22 protein-coding genes are annotated in these 20266 nt (G+C 53.7%); 14 read left to right on the top strand and 8 right to left on the bottom strand.

Translation table 11 applies throughout. The features are described from left to right. Window positions 1-15: 15 nt before the first annotated feature. The 7 genes from hpf to Q4501_RS16450 form a co-directional block, all read right to left on the bottom strand. The gene (gene hpf / locus Q4501_RS16480; RefSeq protein ID WP_303597356.1) at window positions 16-324 is read right to left on the bottom strand and encodes a ribosome hibernation promoting factor; all 309 of its coding nucleotides are present in this window, start codon (window positions 322-324) and stop codon (window positions 16-18) included. Window positions 325-429: 105 nt separating this feature from the next. Continuing rightward, window positions 430-1971 carry an RNA polymerase factor sigma-54 gene (locus Q4501_RS16475; protein ID WP_303597355.1) on the bottom strand — a complete coding sequence of 514 codons (1542 nt, stop codon included), beginning with the start codon at window positions 1969-1971 and terminating at the stop codon, window positions 430-432. Window positions 1972-2145: 174 nt separating this feature from the next. Then, window positions 2146-2871, bottom strand: a complete 726-nt coding sequence (gene lptB / locus Q4501_RS16470) for an LPS export ABC transporter ATP-binding protein (protein WP_303597354.1) — start codon at window positions 2869-2871, stop codon at window positions 2146-2148. A gap of 27 nt (window positions 2872-2898) precedes the next feature. Beyond that, window positions 2899-3429, bottom strand: a complete 531-nt coding sequence (lptA, locus tag Q4501_RS16465; protein ID WP_303597353.1) for a lipopolysaccharide transport periplasmic protein LptA — start codon at window positions 3427-3429, stop codon at window positions 2899-2901. After that, the gene (lptC, locus tag Q4501_RS16460; protein WP_303597352.1) at window positions 3413-4033 is read right to left on the bottom strand and encodes an LPS export ABC transporter periplasmic protein LptC; all 621 of its coding nucleotides are present in this window, start codon (window positions 4031-4033) and stop codon (window positions 3413-3415) included. Before lptC ends, lptA begins: the two co-directional genes overlap by 17 nt. 2 nt (window positions 4034-4035) lie before the next feature. Further along, window positions 4036-4599 (bottom strand): HAD family hydrolase, encoded by a 564-nt coding sequence (locus Q4501_RS16455; protein ID WP_303597351.1) that lies wholly within the window; start codon window positions 4597-4599, stop codon window positions 4036-4038. A gap of 35 nt (window positions 4600-4634) precedes the next feature. Next, a complete protein-coding gene (locus Q4501_RS16450) occupies window positions 4635-5615 on the bottom strand; it encodes a KpsF/GutQ family sugar-phosphate isomerase (protein ID WP_303597350.1) in 981 nt (326 codons plus the stop codon). 300 nt (window positions 5616-5915) lie between these two features. On the opposite strand from Q4501_RS16450, the gene Q4501_RS16445 reads away from it, so the two are divergent. The 11 genes from Q4501_RS16445 (at window position 5916) to Q4501_RS16395 (ending at window position 14843) form a co-directional block, all read left to right on the top strand. Further along, on the top strand, window positions 5916-6728 hold the full coding sequence (locus tag Q4501_RS16445) for an ABC transporter ATP-binding protein (protein ID WP_303597349.1): 813 nt from the start codon (window positions 5916-5918) through the stop codon (window positions 6726-6728). Next, window positions 6725-7507 carry a lipid asymmetry maintenance ABC transporter permease subunit MlaE gene (mlaE, locus tag Q4501_RS16440; RefSeq protein WP_303597348.1) on the top strand — a complete coding sequence of 261 codons (783 nt, stop codon included), beginning with the start codon at window positions 6725-6727 and terminating at the stop codon, window positions 7505-7507. Before Q4501_RS16445 ends, mlaE begins: the two co-directional genes overlap by 4 nt. A gap of 34 nt (window positions 7508-7541) precedes the next feature. Beyond that, entirely contained in the window at window positions 7542-7991 is a 450-nt protein-coding gene (gene mlaD, locus Q4501_RS16435) for an outer membrane lipid asymmetry maintenance protein MlaD (RefSeq protein WP_303597347.1), read from the top strand. Between the two features lie 72 nt (window positions 7992-8063). Further along, on the top strand, window positions 8064-8675 hold the full coding sequence (locus Q4501_RS16430; protein WP_303597422.1) for a phospholipid-binding protein MlaC: 612 nt from the start codon (window positions 8064-8066) through the stop codon (window positions 8673-8675). Continuing rightward, window positions 8672-8980: a lipid asymmetry maintenance protein MlaB gene (locus Q4501_RS16425; protein WP_303597346.1), complete on the top strand. Its 309-nt coding sequence runs from the start codon at window positions 8672-8674 to the stop codon at window positions 8978-8980. The genes Q4501_RS16430 and Q4501_RS16425 overlap by 4 nt, the downstream gene beginning before the upstream one ends. A gap of 25 nt (window positions 8981-9005) precedes the next feature. Further along, window positions 9006-9248 (top strand): BolA family protein, encoded by a 243-nt coding sequence (locus Q4501_RS16420; protein ID WP_303597345.1) that lies wholly within the window; start codon window positions 9006-9008, stop codon window positions 9246-9248. Window positions 9249-9276: 28 nt separating this feature from the next. Continuing rightward, entirely contained in the window at window positions 9277-10539 is a 1263-nt protein-coding gene (gene murA, locus Q4501_RS16415) for a UDP-N-acetylglucosamine 1-carboxyvinyltransferase (RefSeq protein ID WP_303597344.1), read from the top strand. A 29-nt stretch (window positions 10540-10568) separates the two neighbouring features. Further along, on the top strand, window positions 10569-11207 hold the full coding sequence (hisG, locus tag Q4501_RS16410; RefSeq protein WP_303597343.1) for an ATP phosphoribosyltransferase: 639 nt from the start codon (window positions 10569-10571) through the stop codon (window positions 11205-11207). 177 nt (window positions 11208-11384) lie between these two features. After that, window positions 11385-12692, top strand: a complete 1308-nt coding sequence (gene hisD / locus Q4501_RS16405; RefSeq protein WP_303597342.1) for a histidinol dehydrogenase — start codon at window positions 11385-11387, stop codon at window positions 12690-12692. Window positions 12693-12879: 187 nt separating this feature from the next. Beyond that, window positions 12880-13932, top strand: coding sequence for a histidinol-phosphate transaminase (hisC, locus tag Q4501_RS16400; protein ID WP_303597341.1), 1053 nt, complete (start codon window positions 12880-12882; stop codon window positions 13930-13932). Between the two features lie 167 nt (window positions 13933-14099). Further along, entirely contained in the window at window positions 14100-14843 is a 744-nt protein-coding gene (locus tag Q4501_RS16395; protein WP_303597340.1) for a Nif3-like dinuclear metal center hexameric protein, read from the top strand. Here the strand turns inward: Q4501_RS16395 and Q4501_RS16390 are convergent, their stop codons facing one another. Next, window positions 14844-15272, bottom strand: coding sequence for a YhcB family protein (locus Q4501_RS16390; RefSeq protein WP_303597339.1), 429 nt, complete (start codon window positions 15270-15272; stop codon window positions 14844-14846). A gap of 196 nt (window positions 15273-15468) precedes the next feature. Here Q4501_RS16390 and zapE point away from each other — a divergent pair, with 196 nt between their 5' ends. The 3 genes from zapE to Q4501_RS16375 all read left to right on the top strand — a co-directional run bounded on the left by zapE (window position 15469) and on the right by Q4501_RS16375 (window position 20108). Then, window positions 15469-16602 carry a cell division protein ZapE gene (zapE, locus tag Q4501_RS16385; RefSeq protein ID WP_303597338.1) on the top strand — a complete coding sequence of 378 codons (1134 nt, stop codon included), beginning with the start codon at window positions 15469-15471 and terminating at the stop codon, window positions 16600-16602. A 257-nt stretch (window positions 16603-16859) separates the two neighbouring features. Then, window positions 16860-18713 (top strand): DUF1302 domain-containing protein, encoded by a 1854-nt coding sequence (locus Q4501_RS16380; protein ID WP_303597337.1) that lies wholly within the window; start codon window positions 16860-16862, stop codon window positions 18711-18713. A gap of 33 nt (window positions 18714-18746) precedes the next feature. After that, the gene (locus Q4501_RS16375; RefSeq protein WP_303597336.1) at window positions 18747-20108 is read left to right on the top strand and encodes a DUF1329 domain-containing protein; all 1362 of its coding nucleotides are present in this window, start codon (window positions 18747-18749) and stop codon (window positions 20106-20108) included. Window positions 20109-20266: the final 158 nt, after the last annotated feature.

Here is a 20266-nt window from a genome sequence, read left to right as displayed (position 1 = left end):
CCTGAAAATGGCCGCCTATCGGGCGGTATTTCCCTGCATCCTGTCCAGGCTTTTCTCTTTGTGCTTAAGGATCTGTCGGTCAAGCTTGTCGACGAGGCCGTCGATAGCCGCATACATATCCTCGTTTTCCGCCTTTGCGTGAATCTCACCACCAACCACGTGGAGCGTAGCATCGGCGATCTGCCGAACCTTATCAACTTCCAGTGTTACCTGGCAGTTACTGATATGGTCGAAGTGCCGCTCCAGCCGTTCAAACTTTTCGGATACATATTCCTTCAAAGCGGGAGTCAGTTCTACGTGATGGCCTGAAATGTTGAGTTGCATAGACGTCTCCTGTTGTCATTCGTTCCGGCTCCTGGAGCCGGACTGAGTGCTGGCGTTTGTGACTGTGCCAGCGAAATCCGTAGTAGTCAGTTAACCGCGTCCGGTTCAAACCAGGCGCTTGCGTTCGTTCGAGGGCGGAATGTGCATGGCTTCGCGATATTTTGCAACTGTGCGCCTCGCCACTTTGATTCCCTGTTCCCCAAGCATGGTCGCAATCTTGCTGTCACTCAACGGCTTTTTAGGTGTTTCGGCCGCAATCAGCTTTTTGATCATGGCGCGAATCGCGGTTGAGGAGCATTCTCCGCCCTCGTCAGTGCTGACGTGGCTAGAAAAAAAGTACTTCAGCTCGAAGATACCCCGAGGGGTATGCATGTACTTCTGCGTCGTTACACGGGAAATGGTGGACTCATGCATTTCCACTACCTGGGCGATATCAGAGAGAATCAGCGGCTTCATCGCCTCCTCTCCATGATCCAGAAAGCCCTGCTGGTACTCAACAATACGTGTGGCTACCTTCAACAGAGTTTCGTTCCGGCTTTGCAGGCTTTTTATGAACCACTTGGCCTCCTGAAGCTGGTCACGAAGATAGGTATTGTCAGCGCTGCTGTCCGCACGCTTTATCAATGAAGCATAGCTGGCATTCACGCGTATGCGCGGTGCAATTTCCGGATTCAGCTCCACGCGCCACCGGCCGTTGTGTTTGCGTACGATGACATCGGGAATGACATAATCCGGTTCTGTGCGATCGATAATGTCACCAGGCCGCGGATTAAGGCTGGTGATCAGCGCGAGCACATCACGCAGCTGGTCTTCTTTTAGGCGGCTGCGGCGAAGCAACTGGGCATAATCGCGATTGCCCAGCAGATTTATATAATGGGTGATAACCAGGCGCGCCTGGGCCAGCCAGGGTGTTTCCGGGGGCAGTTGGTTGAGTTGAATCAACAGGCAATCCTGCAGATCCCGGGCGAAAACCCCCGGCGGATCGAAGTACTGCAGCCGCCGTAAAACGGCTTCCACTTCATCCATTTCAAGAGGGTCTTCATCGCTCTCGTCACTCAGGCCCGCGTAGATCTCATCAAGTGTGCTGGTGAGATACCCGCGCTCATCTACCGCATCCATCAAAGCATGAGCAATGGCCTGATCCCGCTCACTCAACGGAGTAAGGTTGAGCTGCCATTCAAGATGGTCCCTGAGGGTTTCGGTCGGAGAGTTCCGGGTTTCGAAATCGTGGTCGTTCTCATCATCGTTCCGCGCGGCCGGGGCGGGAGCGGACTGATAAACATCTTCCCAGGCGGTATCTACGGGAAGATCATCGGGAAGCGCATCCGGTATTTCGTTTTCGGACTGCCAGTCCGGGCCGGTTTCGTTTTCATCCCAGTCAGAAGCGTTAGAGTCACCAGCTACGTCGGCCGAAACTTCCTCCGACGCGGTGTCTTTGTGCTCGCCCTGATCGTTATCGGCTGGGGTCGATTCAGACTGGTCGTCATCTTCCGAGGCTTCCAGCAGGGGATTGGATTCCAGGGCTTGCTGGATTTCCTGCTGAAGATCGAGAGTTGATAACTGCAGAAGCCTGATCGCCTGTTGCAGCTGGGGCGTCATGGTCAGGCTTTGACCCAGCTTTAATTGTAATGAGGCTTTCATAACCATCGCTCAGGATCCGTCACTTATACCCACTCTGAATTTCTTGCATTGACTAAAAAATCTATGTATGCCGGCTACTTGCCGCCACTTTAGATTATCCTAGCAAGTTCTTTGCCGAGTTTACTTGCTCCGGGTCTGCAAAACAATCGAACGGGTGTAACCGAGTGTCGAAAACAAGGCTTACAGGTGAAATTCATTGCCAAGATACACTTCTTTAACTTGTTGATTGGCCAGAATAGATTCCGAATTTCCAGAGGCAATAATGTGGCCACCTGAAACAATGTAAGCGTTCTCGCAGATATCCAGTGTTTCGCGCACGTTGTGATCGGTGATCAGAACACCTATACCTTTGTCCCGGAGGTGACGAATAATCTGTTTGATATCACTCACGGAGATAGGGTCTACACCTGCAAATGGCTCGTCGAGCAGAATAAAGGCGGGTTCCATCGCCAGAGCGCGGGCGATCTCAACCCGGCGGCGTTCACCCCCGGAGAGCGCCATGCCAAGGCTATCGCGAATATGGGTGATGTGAAATTCTTCCAGCAACTGCTCGAGCTTCTGCAGGCGGTCAGCACGATTGAGGTTTTTGCGGGTTTCCAGAATCGCCATGATGTTATCTCGCACGGAGAGCTTGCGGAACACCGAGGCTTCCTGCGGCAGGTAGCCAATCCCTTTGCGGGCTCGTCCGTGCATGGGTAAGGGCGTAATGTCCTGGCTGTCGATGGTTATGCGGCCATTGTCGGCGTTCACCAGCCCTACAATCATATAGAAACAGGTGGTCTTGCCGGCGCCGTTAGGGCCGAGCAGTCCGACGATTTCACCGCTGCGAATTTCCAGCGAAACATCGATGACCACTTTTTTCTGTTTGTAGCTTTTCGCCAGGTTGCTCGCTCTGAGAACTGCCATCGAACCTCTGTTTGCTGTAATCAGCTGTTATTGGTTGGAGTTGGTACCGCGGGGCTGGATGATCATTTCGACCCGGCCCGGGCCAGCGCCGGTATCCTCGCTGCCTTCTGCAGTGACCACTCGTTGCTCGGTATCGTAATGAATAATGTCGCCGCTGAACACGTTGCCATTCTGCTCAATCACAGCCTCGCGTTCAAAGGTGAGCTGTTTGTCAGAGGCCGACCAGGTTATGTTGAGGGCTTTGGCATCGGTTTCACCTTCTCCGCTGGTAACCGGCTGCTGGTAGCGTGCAGGAGTACCATTGGCCTCAATGCGGTTCAGGCCTTCGGCGCTGCGATACAGAACGACACGTTCCGCCGTTAGACGGGTTTTGCCCTGAACCAGTTCTACAGCTCCGGTGTAGGTGGCAATGCCCTTACCGTCGTCGAGACGAGCGCTGTCAGCGCTGACGGTAATAGGGGAGTCGGAGTCAAGATCAAATGCCATTGCCGGGCCAGTGAGGCTTGCAACCAGAATGCCGGCAAGTACTTTGCGCATTGAGTTATCTGACGGTTTCATAGCGTCCTTCCACCTGGGAGTTGAGTTCCAGAATGCGTTCATCAATCCACGCGTTCATGCCTTTAGCCCGGGTAGTGCCCACGCTGTCAGTAATTTCTACAAAATCATCGGTGTAGACTTTACCCTGATTGTTGTCCAGGGTCAGGCTCTCTGTGACCAGAGTCGCTTCACGCTCACCAATTGTGCGCACCACGCGGACGTTGCCGGTCAGGTGTAACAGGTCTTCGCCCTGCAGCAGGTTGCCGCTCTCGGCTTTGAGTACCCATGGCTCAGTTTCGGTTGCGCTGAACACCTCTGCATTGGGCAGCTCCATGGTAGCCCGGTTTCCCTCTTCAAACTGTTCGATACGGGGGCTGGTAAAAACGATCTTGCGATTGCCTGCGTCATCGTAAGATGTGTAGCTGCCGTTGATTACAAAACCGTCGGGTTCACCCGCTCCTCGGAGCTGTCTGGCATCGCTGTAACTGGTTACCGGTGATTCGTCACTTTGCCACAGAAGGAAAAACGTGGCGGCGATGGTGGCTGCCAGCGCGAGCATGCGAAGTCGTGGCCTGTTTGCCATGGCCAGCAAAGATAGCAGGCTGTTCTTTTCGCTTTGTGCCATGGCTATGGTTCCAGATAGGGCGTCAATGCTGAGTTCAGGCTGCCCCCTGCCGTCAGTAGCAGGTCACAGAGTTCGCGCACGGCTCCGTTGCCACCGCTAACCTCGGTGCAGTAATCCGCATGCTCTTTCACCAGCCAGTATGCGTTCGGAACCGTAACCCCAAGGCCCGCGTAGCGAATGGCGGGCAGGTCCGGCAAATCATCGCCCATGTAGGCGATGGCTTCTGGCAGAATGCCCAGCGTGCTCACCAACTCTTGCAGGGCGACCTTTTTATCCTCGCGACCCTGCATAAGATGAGGGATTCCAAGGTCTTTCATACGCTTTTCAGTAAGCGGTGAATTGCGGCCGGTAATGACGGCTACAGTGATGCCCGCTGCCATGATCTGTTTGAGACCCAGCCCGTCCAGAATGTTAAAACCTTTCAGTTCATCGCCTTTTGCGCTGAAGTAAATTTTGCCGTTGCTCATGATGCCATCAACGTCCAAAGCAACAAGCTTGATGCGCGCTGCTTTCGTCAGCAGGGTGTCGGGCCAGTTTTCCTGAAGTGGGCTTTTTAGTTCTTCCATTAAATCGATCTCTGAATAACTCTTTAAGCAGCTTTTTAGATAACTCCGGCGCGGAGGAGGTCGTGCATGTTAATGGCTCCAACCAGGGCGCCGTTTTCGTCGACCACGGGGAGTGCGTTTATCTTCAGGCCTTCCATAACGTTGAGGGCCTCGGCTGCCAGCTGATCCGGCTGAATGGCTCTTCCATTGCGCGTCATCACATCCCGCATTGGGGTGGTGTGTACATCAATGGACTTATCCAGGGTACGGCGCAAGTCGCCGTCAGTGAAAATGCCAGTCATGGAACCATCACTGTTTACGACGGTGGTCATTCCCAACCCTTTGCGGGATATCTCCAACAAAGCGCCGCTCAGGGTGGTGTCTTCCCCTACCACGGGTATGCGATCACCGGTGTGCATAATGTCGGATACCCGTAGCAGGAGTTTACGACCCAGGCTGCCGCCCGGATGTGAGATCGCGAAGTCTTCCGCGCTGAAGCCCCGCGCCTCCAGCAAGGCAACGGCCAGGGCATCGCCCATCACCAGGGTTGCGGTTGTACTGGATGTCGGCGCCAGTCCAAGAGGGCAAGCCTCTGTTTCCACTCTGACATCCAGGTTCGCAACCGCCTCTTTCGCCAGTACGGACGCCGGGTTGCCGGTCATGCTGATCAGAGGTGCGCCCATGCGTTTGATGAGTGGCAGGATGGTAACCACTTCGCTGGTGTTGCCGCTGTTCGAAATGGCAATTACGACGTCCTGGCTGGTTATCATGCCCATATCGCCATGGCTGGCTTCCCCTGGGTGAACAAAAAAAGAAGGGGTGCCGGTACTGGCCAGGGTAGCCGCAATCTTGTTACCCACATGGCCGGACTTGCCCATGCCTGTCACCACGACACGGCCTTTGCATGCCATGATTACTTCGCAGGCACGTACAAAGTGCTCATCGATGCGATTTTCCAGGGCGCTGATTGCATCGCGCTCAATGCGAATGGCCTGGAGTGCGGGATTCCGGAAATCGAATGTTTTTTGCTCAGTCATCGGGCAAAGGGCCTGCTTTTTCGTTAATTTACGGGAATGCGATAAAGTTGACGAAGTATAACATTTCCCACCAGTCGCGAGGCCTGGTTACTGGATGTTCATCAGAGATTGCAGTAGCGGGCGTTGTAGCGAAATCTGCAAGGATTTCTCTGTAAAGTTCAGTGAAACTGATCATTGCTATCAATTCATTTTACGAACCACTGATTGAGCTTGTGGGCTCCTTAGAATAATGTAGCCGGTCTTTGAAAGCCAAGCGCTATGCGTTGAGAGCTAAAGGCTATGGGCTGAAAGGTAAGGAATATGGGTTTGAGCTCGTACATTTCATTAAAGGACGTTGTATTTTCGCGCTCCGGTCGCCGCATTTTTAATGGTGTTTCCGTGGACATTCCCCGTGGAAAAATTACCGCCATTATGGGCCCTAGCGGCAGCGGGAAAACCACTTTGTTGCGTTTGGTTGGTGGTCAGCTCCGGCCAGATTCCGGCAGCATTATGGTGGATGGTCACCCGATTTCTGAACTTCGCCGTAAAGAGCTTTACAAGTTTCGGGAAAAAATGGGCATGTTATTCCAGAGCGGTGCCTTGTTTACCGATTTGAGCGTATACGAGAATGTGGCTTTCCCGATGCGTGTGCACACGAAATTGCCGGAAGACATGATTCACGACATCGTATTGATGAAACTGGAGGCCGTTGGTTTGCGTGGTGCGCGCAAACTTATGCCATCGGAACTTTCCGGTGGTATGGGTCGGCGCGTCGCTCTGGCCCGCAGTATTGCTCTGGATCCGGAGCTGATCATGTACGATGAGCCCTTTGCCGGGCAGGACCCGATTGGTATGGGTGTGCTGGTGAAACTGATTCGTGACCTCAACAGCTCCATGGGGCTCACCAGTGTTCTGGTCTCCCACGACGTAAAAGAATCCCTGAGCATCTGCCATTACGCCTGTATTATCGCGGATGGAAAAGTGATTGGTACAGGTACACCTGCCGAGTTGCAGGATCATCCGTCCGAGCAGGTACAACAGTTTTTGAACGGGCACCCGGATGGCCCCGTGCCGTTCCATTACCCATCCTCGGCTGCGGCTGAAGATTTTGGTCTCTCGGGAGGTGTCTCGTGATCAACAGAATCGCTTCCTTCGGGCGTAGCGGGATCGACCTTGTTATATCCTTCGGCCAGGCTGGCCGCTTTCTGGCGGGCGTCTTGTCAGGTGTTCCGCACCCAGCAACCGGTTTCCCGCTTTTGATGAAGCAGCTGTATTCGGTTGGTGTGTTATCGCTGGCTATCATAGTGGTTTCCGGCCTGTTTATCGGCATGGTACTCGGCCTTCAGGGCTATACAATTCTCAGCGATTTTGGTTCCGAAGCGGCCATAGGGCAGATGATTGCGCTTACCCTGGTGCGTGAGCTCGGGCCTGTGGTAACCGCACTGCTGTTTGCCGGGCGCGCAGGCTCGGCGTTGACCGCTGAGATCGGCTTGATGAAAGCGACCGAGCAGCTGTCCAGTATGGAAATGATGGGGGTCGACCCTTTGCGGCGGGTTATTGCTCCCAGGCTCTGGGCGGGTTTCATTGCCATGCCGGTGCTGGCTATCATTTTTTCAATGGTAGGTATCTGGGGCGGAATGCTGGTTGGTGTCGAATGGCTGGGCGTTTTTGAGGGTTCATATTGGGGCAATATGCAGGCCTCAGTGGACTTCTGGGACGATGTAGTAAATGGCGTGATTAAAAGCGTGGTGTTCGGCTTTGTGTGCGCCTGGATTGCGGTTTATCAGGGCTACGACTGTGTACCCACATCGGCAGGAATCAGCTCAGCTACTACAAAAACGGTAGTTTATTCCTCGCTGGCCGTGCTGGGGCTGGATTTTGTGCTCACTGCCGTAATGTTCGGCAACTTCTGATTAACGACTGACGAGATAATACCGGGAGCGGGTAATGACACAAAGAACAACGGATATCACAGTTGGCCTGTTTATGCTGGCGGGGCTTGCAGCGCTGCTGTTTCTCGCGCTGCAGGTTAGCGGGCTGTCGCCAAAATCCGCAAAAAGTACCTACACCATCTATGCCGACTTTAATGACACCGGCGGTATTACACCCCGGGGCAGGGTGTCCATGGCAGGCGTAACGGTGGGCACTATTGATTCCATCAGTCTGAACAAGGAAACCTTCCAGGCGCGGGTCGCTATGTCCATCCATGGTGATGTGGACAATATCCCCGCAGATAGCGCTGCAGTAATACGTACATCCGGATTGCTGGGCGAGCAGTACATTGATATATCAATTGGTGGTGAAATGGACTCCCTCAAAGAGGGCGACACGTTCTACTCCACCCAGTCTGCCATGAATATCGAACGGCTGATCAGCAATTTTGCGTCTGGCAAATAAGCCAGTTTTGCGACAGAACAGGAGAATCAGGTGATTGCGTCAATACAACGATTTTTTCTCGCTCTGACTCTGATGGCGTTTTGCGTGGCATCAGTTCATGCGGGCCCGGAAGAAGACTTGCAGCAGTATGTGGATGAGAATACACAGATGCTGGTAGAGAAACTTAACGCCGAGCGCGGGCTTTATGACCGTGATCCTGAGGCGTTTTACCAGAGTATGGACGATGCACTTGAGGGTTTTGTTGATTTTCGCCGAATTGCAGCCCGGGTAATGGGTCGTTATGCGCGGCAAACAACTCCCGAACAGCGGGATGAGTTTGTGGTTAAATTCAAGCGCAGCCTGTTCGACAGCTATGCTCAGGCGTTGGTGAGTGCGGAAGATTTCAGAATCAATGTCAACGATGCTTCCATCAATCCGCAGAACGATAACCGTGCTTCTGTGGCCATGGAAGTGATTACTGCCACGGGAAATCGTCACTCAGTCACCTATTCCATGTATCGCCGGGAGGGCAGTAACTGGATGATGGAAAATGTGATCGTCGAGGGAGTTAACATCGGCCTGTCGTTCCGGGATCGCTTCACCCAGGAAATGGAAGCCAACCGTGGGCAGGTTCAGGTAGTGATCGACGGATGGAGTGATGCAGTGAAATCTCTCAACCTGGAAGACGAAGTGAACAATTCATGAACACAGAACTACCGACGGTGAAGCAAAAGGGTGGCGTGCTCGCGGTTGCCGGAGCCATTGACGCCCACACAGTGTTGCCATTGCGAGCTGAGGGCGAGCGGCTGATCAAAACGGCTAGCGGAAGCCTGGTGGTAGATCTTGAAGGCTTGACCACCACTCACAGTGCGGCCCTATCTATGCTTTTATGTTGGAGTCGGCTTGCTGAAAAGCAGGGTGTTTCACTGTCTTTCACAGGCGCACCAGAGCGCCTCGTTTCGCTTGCGGCTTTGAGCAACCTCGCGGATTGGTTACAATCCCGCCCCTGATTTCAATAAAACCCGAGGATTTACTATGGACGCCACCGAAGTCTCCGAGCTGGTCAAAGAAGCACTGCCTGATTGTGAAGTGCAGGTACAGATCGACGGCAGCCATTACATGGTGGTAGTCATAGGTGAGGTTTTCGAAGGCCTGTCGAGCATCAAGCGGCAGCAACTGATCAACAAGGCGCTATTCCAGCAAATCATGGATGGCACTATTCATGCCCTTCATCCGAAACCTTTTACACCGGCTGAATGGGCCGCGCGCCAGGGCTGAACAGCTCGCACACGACAGGATTACCATTGTGGACAAACTTTTGATCCGGGGCTGCAAGCCCCTGGACGGCGAAATCCGGATTTCCGGTGCTAAGAATGCCGCCCTTCCTATTCTTGCTGCCACCTTGCTGGCGGATGAGCCGGTGACCGTAGGCAATCTGCCGCACCTGCACGACGTGACAACCATGATCGAGCTGCTTGGCCGCATGGGTGTGGAACTAATGATTGATGAGAAGATGAGCGTTGAAATTCACGCTAACACCATCAAGCATTTTCATGCGCCTTACGAGCTGGTGAAAACCATGCGTGCCTCCATTCTGGTGCTTGGGCCGTTGGTCGCGCATTTCGGCGAAGCTGAAGTTTCTCTGCCTGGTGGCTGTGCCATTGGTAGCCGCCCGGTAAACCTGCATATTCAGGGCCTTGAGCAGATGGGCGCGGATATCAAGGTAGAGAACGGCTACATCCGGGCGAAAACCAATGGGCGCTTGAAAGGTGCGCACATTTTTATGGATGTGGTGACGGTGACCGGCACGGAAAACCTGTTGATGGCTGCGGCTCTTGCTGAAGGCACAACCATACTCGAAAACGCTGCCCGCGAGCCGGAAGTCGTTGATTTGGCTGAATGCCTGATTGCCATGGGGGCAAAAATCACCGGGCAAGGCACTTCGACTATTGTTATTGAAGGTGTTGAGCGTTTGCACGGCTGTCACTACAACGTGCTACCAGATCGTATTGAAACGGGTACCTACCTGGTGGCGGCAGCCGCGACCGGTGGCCGCGTAAAACTAAAAGATACCCGCGCGGATCTTCTCGATGCCGTGTTGCTCAAACTGGAAGAAGCCGGCGCCCACATCACTTCGGGTCCTGACTGGATCGAGCTGGATATGAAAGGTCAGCGTCCGAAGGCGGTTAATATTCGTACAGCGCCTTACCCGGCTTTCCCCACGGACATGCAGGCGCAGTTTGCCGCGATGAATGCAGTGGCGGAAGGTACAGGCACCATCATCGAGACCGTTTTCGAGAATCGTTTCATGCACCTTCAGGAACTGACCCGCATGGGGGCGGATATCACCTTGGAAGGCAATGCTGCCATTATCAAAGGCGTTGATCATCTGACAGGCGCGCCGGTTATGGCAACGGATCTGCGGGCATCCGCCAGTCTGGTAATCGCAGGTCTGATAGCCGATGGGGATACTATTATCGACCGTATCTACCATATCGATCGTGGTTATGAGTGCATTGAAGAAAAATTGCAGCTGCTTGGTGGAAGTATCCGCCGCCTGCCAGCGTGACAGACACAAGTGGGGAACCGGAAGGACGCATGACAGACTCCATTACCATCGCCTTGTCGAAGGGGCGAATCCTGGAAGAAACTCTGCCACTGCTGGCAGAAGCCGGAATTGAGCTGGTCGACGACATCAAGAAATCCCGTAAGCTGGTGTTTCCCACCACAGATCCGAATGTGCGGGTGCTTATTATTCGTGCAACTGATGTGCCCACATATGTGCAATATGGCGGCGCCGATTTGGGTGTGACGGGTAAGGATGTGCTGATGGAGCATGGCGGGGAAGGGCTTTACGAGCCTTTGGACCTGAACATCTCCCGCTGCCGCCTCATGACCGCCGGCCCCAAAGGTGAAACGCCGCCCGCCGGGCGCATTCGGGTAGCAACCAAGTTCGTTAATATGGCTCGCCGGTATTATGCGGCCCAGGGGCGCCAGGCCGATATCATCAAGCTTTACGGCGCGATGGAGTTGGCCCCGATACTCGGTTTGGCAGATGAGATTGTCGATATCGTGGATACGGGCAATACGTTGAAGGCCAATGGCCTTGAAGCCCGTGAGTTGATTGATCACATCAGCAGTCGGTTGGTGGTGAATCGTGCTTCTATGAAGATGAAACATCAGCAGATTAACCCCATCATTGAGAAGATGGCGGCTGCTGTGGATAGGCGCCGCTAAAGATACCTTGTGCGCTGAAGCCGTCGGGCAAGGCTGACCAAAACACGCTGTGAATACGTCCGTGTACGCTTGGCTACGCCATCCATGGCTCCGCACAGTTTTGGTCAGCCTTGCCCAACAGCTTCGCAGAAACATGAGTGTACGCTTTTAGAATTAATCCAAAGCAGGATTTGAGAAATGACCGTTAGCATCAAACGATTGAACGCCTCCCAAAGTGACTTTGATAGCGCGCTGGCTGCGCTGCTGGCCTGGGACGACAGTGTTGATCATCAGGTGAACGAGTCGGTGCGTCATATCCTGCACGAAGTTAAAACCCGTGGTGATCAGGCAGTTCTGGAGTTTACAGAGAAGTTTGATCGGCTGGATGTTGCCAGCGTCGCTGAGTTGGAGATGAGTCAGAGTCGTTTGCAGCAAGCGCTGAATGCAATTCCGAAAGAACAGCGCGTTGCGTTGGAACAGGCTGCGGATCGGGTGCGGGATTATCACGAGCGCCAGAATCAGAAGTCCTGGCAGTATCAGGATGAAGACGGCACTGTGCTGGGCCAGAAGGTGACACCGCTGGATCGCGCTGGGCTTTACGTGCCCGGTGGTAAAGCAGCCTATCCTTCGTCCGTTCTGATGAACGCCATCCCCGCGAAAGTGGCTGGGGTGGGCGAAGTTATCATGGTGGTTCCCACTCCGGATGGTGTGGTGAATGATCTGGTGCTGGCCGCCGCCGCTATTGCGGGCGTTGATCGTGTGTTCACCGTCGGCGGCGCGCAGGCGGTTGGTGCTTTGGCCTACGGTACAGAAACCATCCCTGCTGTGGACAAGATTGTTGGTCCCGGTAATATCTTTGTGGCTACGGCCAAGCGCGAAGTCTTCGGCACCGTCGGTATCGACATGATTGCCGGCCCTTCGGAAATCCTCGTGATCTGTGACGGTAAAACAGATCCTGACTGGATCGCCATGGACTTGTTCTCCCAGGCCGAGCATGACGAACAGGCCCAGTCCATTCTGGTCAGCCCCGACGCAGACTTCCTCGATGCCGTAGAGGCCAGTATCAACAAGCTACTGCCCACCATGGAGCGCGCCGACATCATCCGCGCCTCTATGGCTGATCGCGCAGCTCTGATACAAGTTGCAGATTTAAGCGAAGCTGCCAAGGTCTCCAACCGAATCGCGCCGGAACATCTGGAGTTGTCGGTCGAAGATCCGGAAGCTCTGCTGGAAGAAATCCGCCATGCTGGCGCTATCTTCATGGGTCGCTACACCGCTGAAGCATTGGGTGACTACTGTGCTGGCCCGAACCACGTACTGCCTACGAGCGGCACAGCCCGATTTTCATCCCCACTGGGTGTTTACGATTTCCAGAAGCGCTCCTCTATTATTGGCTTCAGTGCCAAAGGTGCCGACCGGATGGGGCGAGTAGCCTCTGTTCTGGCAAGGGGAGAGGGGCTTACGGCTCACGCACGATCTGCTGAGTACCGTATTAAAAGCGACTAGTTTTAGTCAGCTTGAAAATGACCCGAGCTATTTGAATATATCACCAAAGTTTGCAGGCAATTGGGGCGGCATCTGCTCCGGGAATGTCGGAGGCCATGGACGTCCGAAGACAAGGGCACATGGATGTGCTCGTAGCGGTTCCCGGAGCAGATGCCGCCCCAACTGCCGTCTCCACCGGAGCAATGAAATGAGTAAATTCTGGAGCCCCCTGGTTAAGAGCTTGGTTCCTTATGTGCCAGGCGAGCAACCCAAAATGGCCAACCTGGTGAAGCTGAACACCAATGAAAATCCGTTTGGCCCATCCCCAAAAGTGATAGATGCCATCCAGGCGGAACTCAACGACAGCCTGCGCCTCTATCCGGATCCCGAAGGCGAAAGCCTGCGCCAGACCATTGCCGGTTATCACAGCGTAACGCCCGAGCAAGTGTTCCTGGGCAATGGCTCCGACGAAGTCCTGGCGCACATATTTTTTGCCTTGTTCCAGCACGGCGAGCCTATCCTGTTCCCGGACATAACCTACAGTTTTTACCCGGTGTACTGTGGCCTATACAACATAGAAGGCAAAAAGGTACCCCTGACCGATAGCTTCGAAATCGATCCAGAAGACTACACGCAGCCCAACGGTGGGATCATCTTCCCCAATCCGAACGCGCCTACCGGTCGTTACCTCGGGCTTGAGCATGTGGAAACTATCCTCCAGGCCAATCCTGAGCGTGTAGTTGTGGTTGATGAAGCTTATATAGACTTTGGCGGCGAAACCGCTATCAAGCTTGTGGATAAATACTCCAATCTGCTGGTCAGTCAGACGCTCTCCAAGGCCCGTTCATTGGCAGGCCTCCGCGTCGGCTTCGCAATTGGCCACCCGGATCTGGTTGAGGCTTTGAATCGCGTCAAAAACAGCTTTAACAGTTACCCGCTGGACAGGCTGGCTCTGGCTGGCGCAAAAGCCGCTTACGAAGACGAGGCCTGGTTTCAAAAATCCTGCGAAGGCGTCATTTCTGAGCGGGAGCGTGTGACTGAGGCTCTGGAGGGTCTGAGTTTCGAAGTCTTGCCATCTAAAGCCAACTTCGTTTTTGCCCGTCATAAAGCGAAGTCCGGTGAAAGTCTGGCGAAAGCTCTGAGAGAGCAAGGTATTATTGTTCGCCACTTCAACAAGCCCAGAATCAGTGACTTCCTGAGAATAACCATTGGTACTCCCGAGCAGAATGATGCTTTGATCTCAGGCCTGAATTTGCTCTAGCCTTTTAGATTGGGACAGGGCAGGGCGCGAAGGGGCCTCCCGGGAACCGCTACGAGCACATCCATGTGCGCTTGTCTCCGGCCGTCCATAGCCTCCGACATTCCCGGAAGGCCCCTTCGCGCCCCGCTAGTCCGGCTTCAGGTGATATCGCTACCAGGAGAAAATATATGGCAACTCGTGACAGTATCCTCGCGAAACTCAATGAATGGCTCCAGCCAGAAAACTTCCAGGACTATTGCCCCAATGGACTGCAAGTTGAGGGCAAACGCGACGTAAAAACCATCATCACTGGCGTAACCGCCTCCCGCGCACTCATCGAAGCTGCCATTGCCGCAAACGCCGACATGGTTATTGTTCATCACGGCTACTTCTGGAAAGGCGAAGACCAGCGTATTCAGGGTATGAAGCGTGAACGCCTCAAGCGGCTATTGGATAACGACATCAATCTGGTCGCCTATCACCTGCCTCTGGATGACCATCCGGAATACGGCAACAACCGCCAGCTGGCAGACATCCTCAGTATCGAGAATCCCCGCCCGTTAAACGGTTTGGTCTGGGAGGGTGAGCTTCAGGGCGCAATGTCTCCCGAAAAATTCGGGCTGCACATCGCCAGAGCGCTTCACCGGGAACCACTGAAGGTCGGCGACGGAAAAGCGGAAATCAAAAGGGTAGGGTGGTGTACAGGTGCGGCGCAAGGGTTCATTGATACAGCTATCAATGCCCGCCTCGATGCCTATATCAGCGGCGAAATCTCCGAACCGACCACCCATACAGCCAGAGAATGCGGCATCCATTACTATGCCGCCGGGCACCACGCAACCGAGCGCTATGGTGTAAAAGCGCTCGGTGTGGCGTTAGAAAAGGAATTTGGCGTCAATCATCGGTTTATCGATTGCGATAACCCGGTCTGATCAAGCCTGGGTTGCTTTCTCGCCTTTCTTCAGGCCAAAGTCTTCCGAAAGTGTACCTGAAGTCTTGGGAGCATAGTCACGGGGCGGCTCAACACCGTCCTCACTGACTTCCTCAAGGCGCTTGCGGGAGGTTTGTTCAGCAAGCTCTGCCATCCAGTCCTCATCGTTGCACAAGCGGTTAGCGCCGCGAGCCATATGCTGGTTCACATCGCGATAGGCATCGTTAAAGCGGCTCAGCAAATGGGCCGACTCCATAAAATGCTCATTTACCTGGGCCTGATAACGGGTGTACTCGTTGCGCAGTTCTTCTGCCTGCTGTTCTGCACGGCGCTGCCTGAGGGAAGACCCCTGCCCCGAGCGGCCGACCAATACTCCGATGACAATGCCAACAATCAATGCGGCAATCGCTGCCAGAATCAGGTTTGTCATATGCTGTGTCGTCCTGTTGCCTGAAAAATGAACCAAGTCATGTAAGCCAGTATAACGCCCGTGGCCCTATCAGCCCATGCTTGCGTGCTGCGCCAATCGTCGTATTGCCCCCGCAGCCCTTCAGCATGGCGAAAAAACCGTAAATACGCGATAATACGCCGCGCCAAAATCAACGATCAGACCTCGGGATTTCCTGATGACAGCTTCCATGCCCTCTGAAACCACTGCGAGCCAGACCCCCTGGCAGCGCTATCAAGCAGATCTTGAACGCCCGGATTTTCTCAGTGATGCCGCCCAGGCAGACGCTGTTCGACGTCTCCAGACACTTTACGACAAACTCGTGGAAGCGGAAAGCGAACGCGGAAAAGCAATGGCAAAATTGCGCCGCAAGTTGAGAAAAGGCAGAGAGGAGCCAGTTAAAGGCCTGTATTTCTGGGGCGGCGTTGGCAGAGGCAAGACCTACCTGATGGACACGTTTTTTGAGTCGCTGCCCTTCAAACGCAAAATGCGCGTGCATTTTCACCGTTTCATGCAGCGAGTGCATCAGGAACTTAAAAACTTCAAGGGTGAAAAGAATCCGCTGGATCTTGTAGCGAAAAAGTTTGCGGATGAGACCCGTGTGATCTGTTTTGACGAGTTTTTTGTGTCAGATATCGGCGATGCCATGATTCTCGCAACCCTGATGGGTGGGCTGTTCAAACGTGGCGTTACCCTGGTGTGTACATCCAATATCGTTCCCGACGGCCTTTACAAGGATGGCTTGCAGCGGGCGCGCTTCCTTCCTGCAATTGCACTTGTGAACAAGCACACAGACGTAGTGAACGTAGATGGCGGCGTTGATTACCGCTTGCGAACACTGGAGCAGGCTGAGCTTTATCATTCGCCGCTGGATGAAGAGGCTGATGCCTCTTTGCGCAGAAGCTTTGATGCACTGGCGTTGGAGGCCGGCAAGCATAGTAAATCCATGGAGATTAACGGTCGCAAGATTCCGGCTCAGGAGCATGCTGACGATGTGGTCTGGTTTGACTTCAAAGACGTGTGTGACGGCCCTCGCAGCCAGAACGACTATATCGAGATGGCGCGCCAGTTTCACGCAATCATAATCAGTAACGTCCCTGTGCTCGGGGGCGAGAAAGATGATCAGTCACGCCGGTTCGTGAACATGGTCGACGAGTTCTATGATCGCAATGTGAAAGTGATCATTTCAGCAGCCGTGCCTATTACTGAGCTCTACTCTGGTGGTCGCTTGAGCTTCGAATTCGAGCGCACCGAATCCCGCCTCCTGGAAATGCAGTCACAAGAATATCTGCAGGCTCCACACAGGCCCTAGCAGGAGCAAAAAAACCATCAAAAGCAAAGTGGTTGCATCCGTAATTGTTGTCTATAGTGAGTCTGTGCGAGAAAACCCGACGTCGATCGGGTGGGTGAGCGGGTGGTGAGAGCAAAATCATACTTTTGACTGATCAAAGCACTGGACAGCGTTAGCTATAGTGCCTACATCACGAGCACTGTGCATGAAGCCTCCAATACATCGTGAATACCAATAATCAGAGCAGCGACTCAGAACAACAATGGAGTAGCCTTCCAATGACAAGAAAAATACACCAATGGCAGCGTTGGACAAAATTACCGCTTGCTGTGGCAGTAGCGGCCGGTATGTCTGGCCAAGCATCTGCGTACTCTTTTTACCTTGGGGATGTAGAAGCCCAATTCAATACCACGCTTTCAGCCGGGGCTGGGTGGCGAGTTTCGGATCAGGACAAACGCCTGATTGCTCAAGGTAACCTCGGGCCTCAATATGCTAACACCACCACAGGTGCGTCTACTAACAACTACGACGACGGTAACCTGAACTTTGGCAAGGGAGACACCTACTCAAAGATCGTCAAAGGCAACAGTGAGCTTTTCCTCAACTACGATGTTAACGGCGATATGCTTACCCGAGTCGGGGCGCTGGTCCGGGGCCGTTACTGGTACGATTTCGAACTGAAAGACGAGCAGCGCGCTGTTGACGATGTGGGTCAACGCCGGGAGCTGAATAGCCAGGTAAAAGATAATGCGTCCGGTGGTGAGTTGCTGGACGCCTACGTGTTTACTGACTGGTATCTCGGCGATGTTCCCCTGAGTGTACGTTACGGTAAGCAGGTTTTGAGTTGGGGTGAGAGCACATTTATCCAGGGTGGGATCAACACGATAAATCCGGTGGATGTCCCGGCTTTCAGAGCTCCGGGCTCTGAGTTGAAAGATGCTCTTTTGCCGGTGGAAATGTTTTACATCTCAGCGGGCGTGACCGAGAACATCACGCTCGAAGCATTCGTGCAGACCGACTGGGCTCCGGTTCGACCTGATGATTGCGGTACTTTCTTCTCCACCAATGATTTTGCAGGAGATGGTTGCGGCCCAGTGCTTCTTGCCGGGCAGTTACCGGATTCCCAGGCCTATGCGCAAGGCTTCATTGCACCCCGCCTGGGTGATGTAGAGGCAGATTCAAAAGACCAGTTTGGTGTTGCCATGCGCTGGTATGTACCTGCATTGAACGATTCCGAGTTCGGCTTCTATTACATCAAGTACAACAGCCGCCTGCCTTACGTCAGTGGAACCATTAAAGACGTTGGCGGAACCTTCCCGTCCTATTTCATTGAGTATCCTGAAAACATCAACCTCTACGGTATTAGCGTCAATACTAACGTAGCAGGCGGGTGGTCTCTGGGTGCAGAATACTCCTATCGTGACAAAATGCCGTTGCAATGGAACGCCTTCGAGCTGATTTATGGCGGGCTTCAACTTGCAAATCCGGTTGATGGCAGTCCGGTAAGTAAGCTGGAACAACAGCGTCTTGAAGAAGCAGGCGGGACGCTTACTCCAGGTTCCAGAGTTTCGGGTAATGATAGTTTCGGTGTTTCCCAAGCTCAGTTTACATTGATCAAATTCTTCGATCAGGTGATGGGCGCGAGCCGTCTGTCGTTGATCACGGAGTTTGGTGCAACATACATCCACGATCTTCCAAGCCTTGACGAGGCACGTTATGGCCGCTCGGGCACCTTTGGTCTCGGCACGCTGCCGACCGATGCTGGTGGTGGGAATATTGTTGATGTCTGCGCTGCAGGCGTGAACATCAACGCAAGCTATTGCACCAATGAAGGCTTCACGACAGACTTTTCCTGGGGCTATCGCGCCCGTTTGGTCTGGGATTACCCGAGCGCGATTGCCGGTATAAACCTGTCACCGCAGTTGGCCTGGAGTCATGACGTGCAGGGTTATAGCCCGCAACCTGGTGGAGCTTTCAACGAAGGCAGCAAAGCGATCGGCCTTTCCCTTCAGGGTGTTTATCAGAACAAGATTACCGGCAACATCGGTTATACAAACTTTTTCGGCGGCAAGCCGTATAACGAGTTGACTGATCGGGACTTCGTGAGTGCCAGCGTTTCCTACTCATTCTGAACCGTCAAGAATTCGTTTAACGAGGTACTGTAAATGAAACTAAACAAAAAAATACTGGCCACCGGCGTTTTGGCTGCGAGTCTTGTAGCAGGCCAGGCCTGGGGTGCAGTTTCTTCCGAAGAAGCAGGCAAACTCGGCGATTCACTGACGCCGATGGGTGCAGAAAAGGCGGGTAACGGTGGTGCGATTCCTGCCTGGACCGGTGGTTTGACAACGCCTCCCTCTGACTACAAAGGGGACGGAATCTATGTGAACCCATTCCCGGACGAGTCGCCTCAGTTCACGATCGATCAGAGCAATGTCGCGGAATACGCTGACAACCTGTCTCCCGGACAGATTGCGATGATCAAGCAGTACCCGGAGTATGTACTGCCGGTGTACGAGACTCACCGCACCGCGGTCTACCCGAAAGACGTTATGGATCAAACCGTCGAGAATGCGACCGGTACGGAACTGATCAAGGATGGTAACGGACTCGGAAACTACCAGTATGCGACGCCGTTCCCGATCCCGCAGAACGGCCTGGAAGCAATCTGGAACCACATTACACGCTATCGTGGTGGTTCGGTGCAGCGTAATGTTGGGCAGGCAACGCCTACCGCCAATGGCGCATACTCTATTGTGAAGTTTCAGGATGAGCTGACCTGGCGTACTTACCTGGAAGATTACAGCCCGGACGAGGACGCCAACGTGCTGTTTTACTTCAAGCAGGCAATCACCGCACCGGCGCGTCTGGCCGGTAACGTATTGCTGGTTCATGAGACCATAGACCAGGTTTCAGAACCACGGCGTGCTTGGGTATACAACGCGGGCCAACGTCGTGTTCGACGTGCGCCTCAGGTTGCCTACGATGGGCCAGGTACTGCGTCTGACGGCATGCGTACGTCGGACAACTTCGATATGTTCAACGGTGCGCCAGATCGCTACAACTGGGAGTTGGTCGGCAAGAAGGAAATGTACATTCCGTATAACTCCTACAAGTTGGTTGACCGGGATCTGAGCTATGACCAGATTGTTAAAGCTGGCCATATCAACCAGGATCTGACCCGCTATGAGCTCCACCGGGTTTGGCATGTTCGTGCAACCCTGAAAGAAGGCGAGCGTCATATCTATGGCCAGCGTGATTTCTATATTGACGAAGACACCTGGCAGGCATCAGTGATCGACCACTACGATGGCCGTGGCGAGCTCTGGCGTGTAGCAGAAGCTCACTCCATGCAGTTCTACGATAAGATCGTTCCCTGGTATGCGGTTGAAACCCTTTATGACCTTCTGTCTGGCCGCTACCTGGTGCTGGGTCTGACAAACGAGGAAGTTAACCCCTACCAGTTTGGCGTCAAGCGTCAATCCAGAGATTACACGCCGGCAGCTCTGCGCAGAGCCGGAACCCGCTAAACGGGTGTGTTGATCTTAGGAAACGGCGGGCTTCGGCCCGCCGTTTCTGTTTTCATGATGGAAAACTGTCACGGTATAAATACCTTTTACGTCAAAACTTTGCAGCCAGCCCCTCAATTGGTTTAACCTCGCTATCATACTAAAGGTGTATGCGGGGC

Source organism: Marinobacter sp. 2_MG-2023 (assembly GCF_030546935.1).
In the GTDB taxonomy this organism is placed as follows: Bacteria; Pseudomonadota; Gammaproteobacteria; order Pseudomonadales; family Oleiphilaceae; genus Marinobacter.
This window is presented reverse-complemented; position numbering and strand designations above follow the sequence as displayed.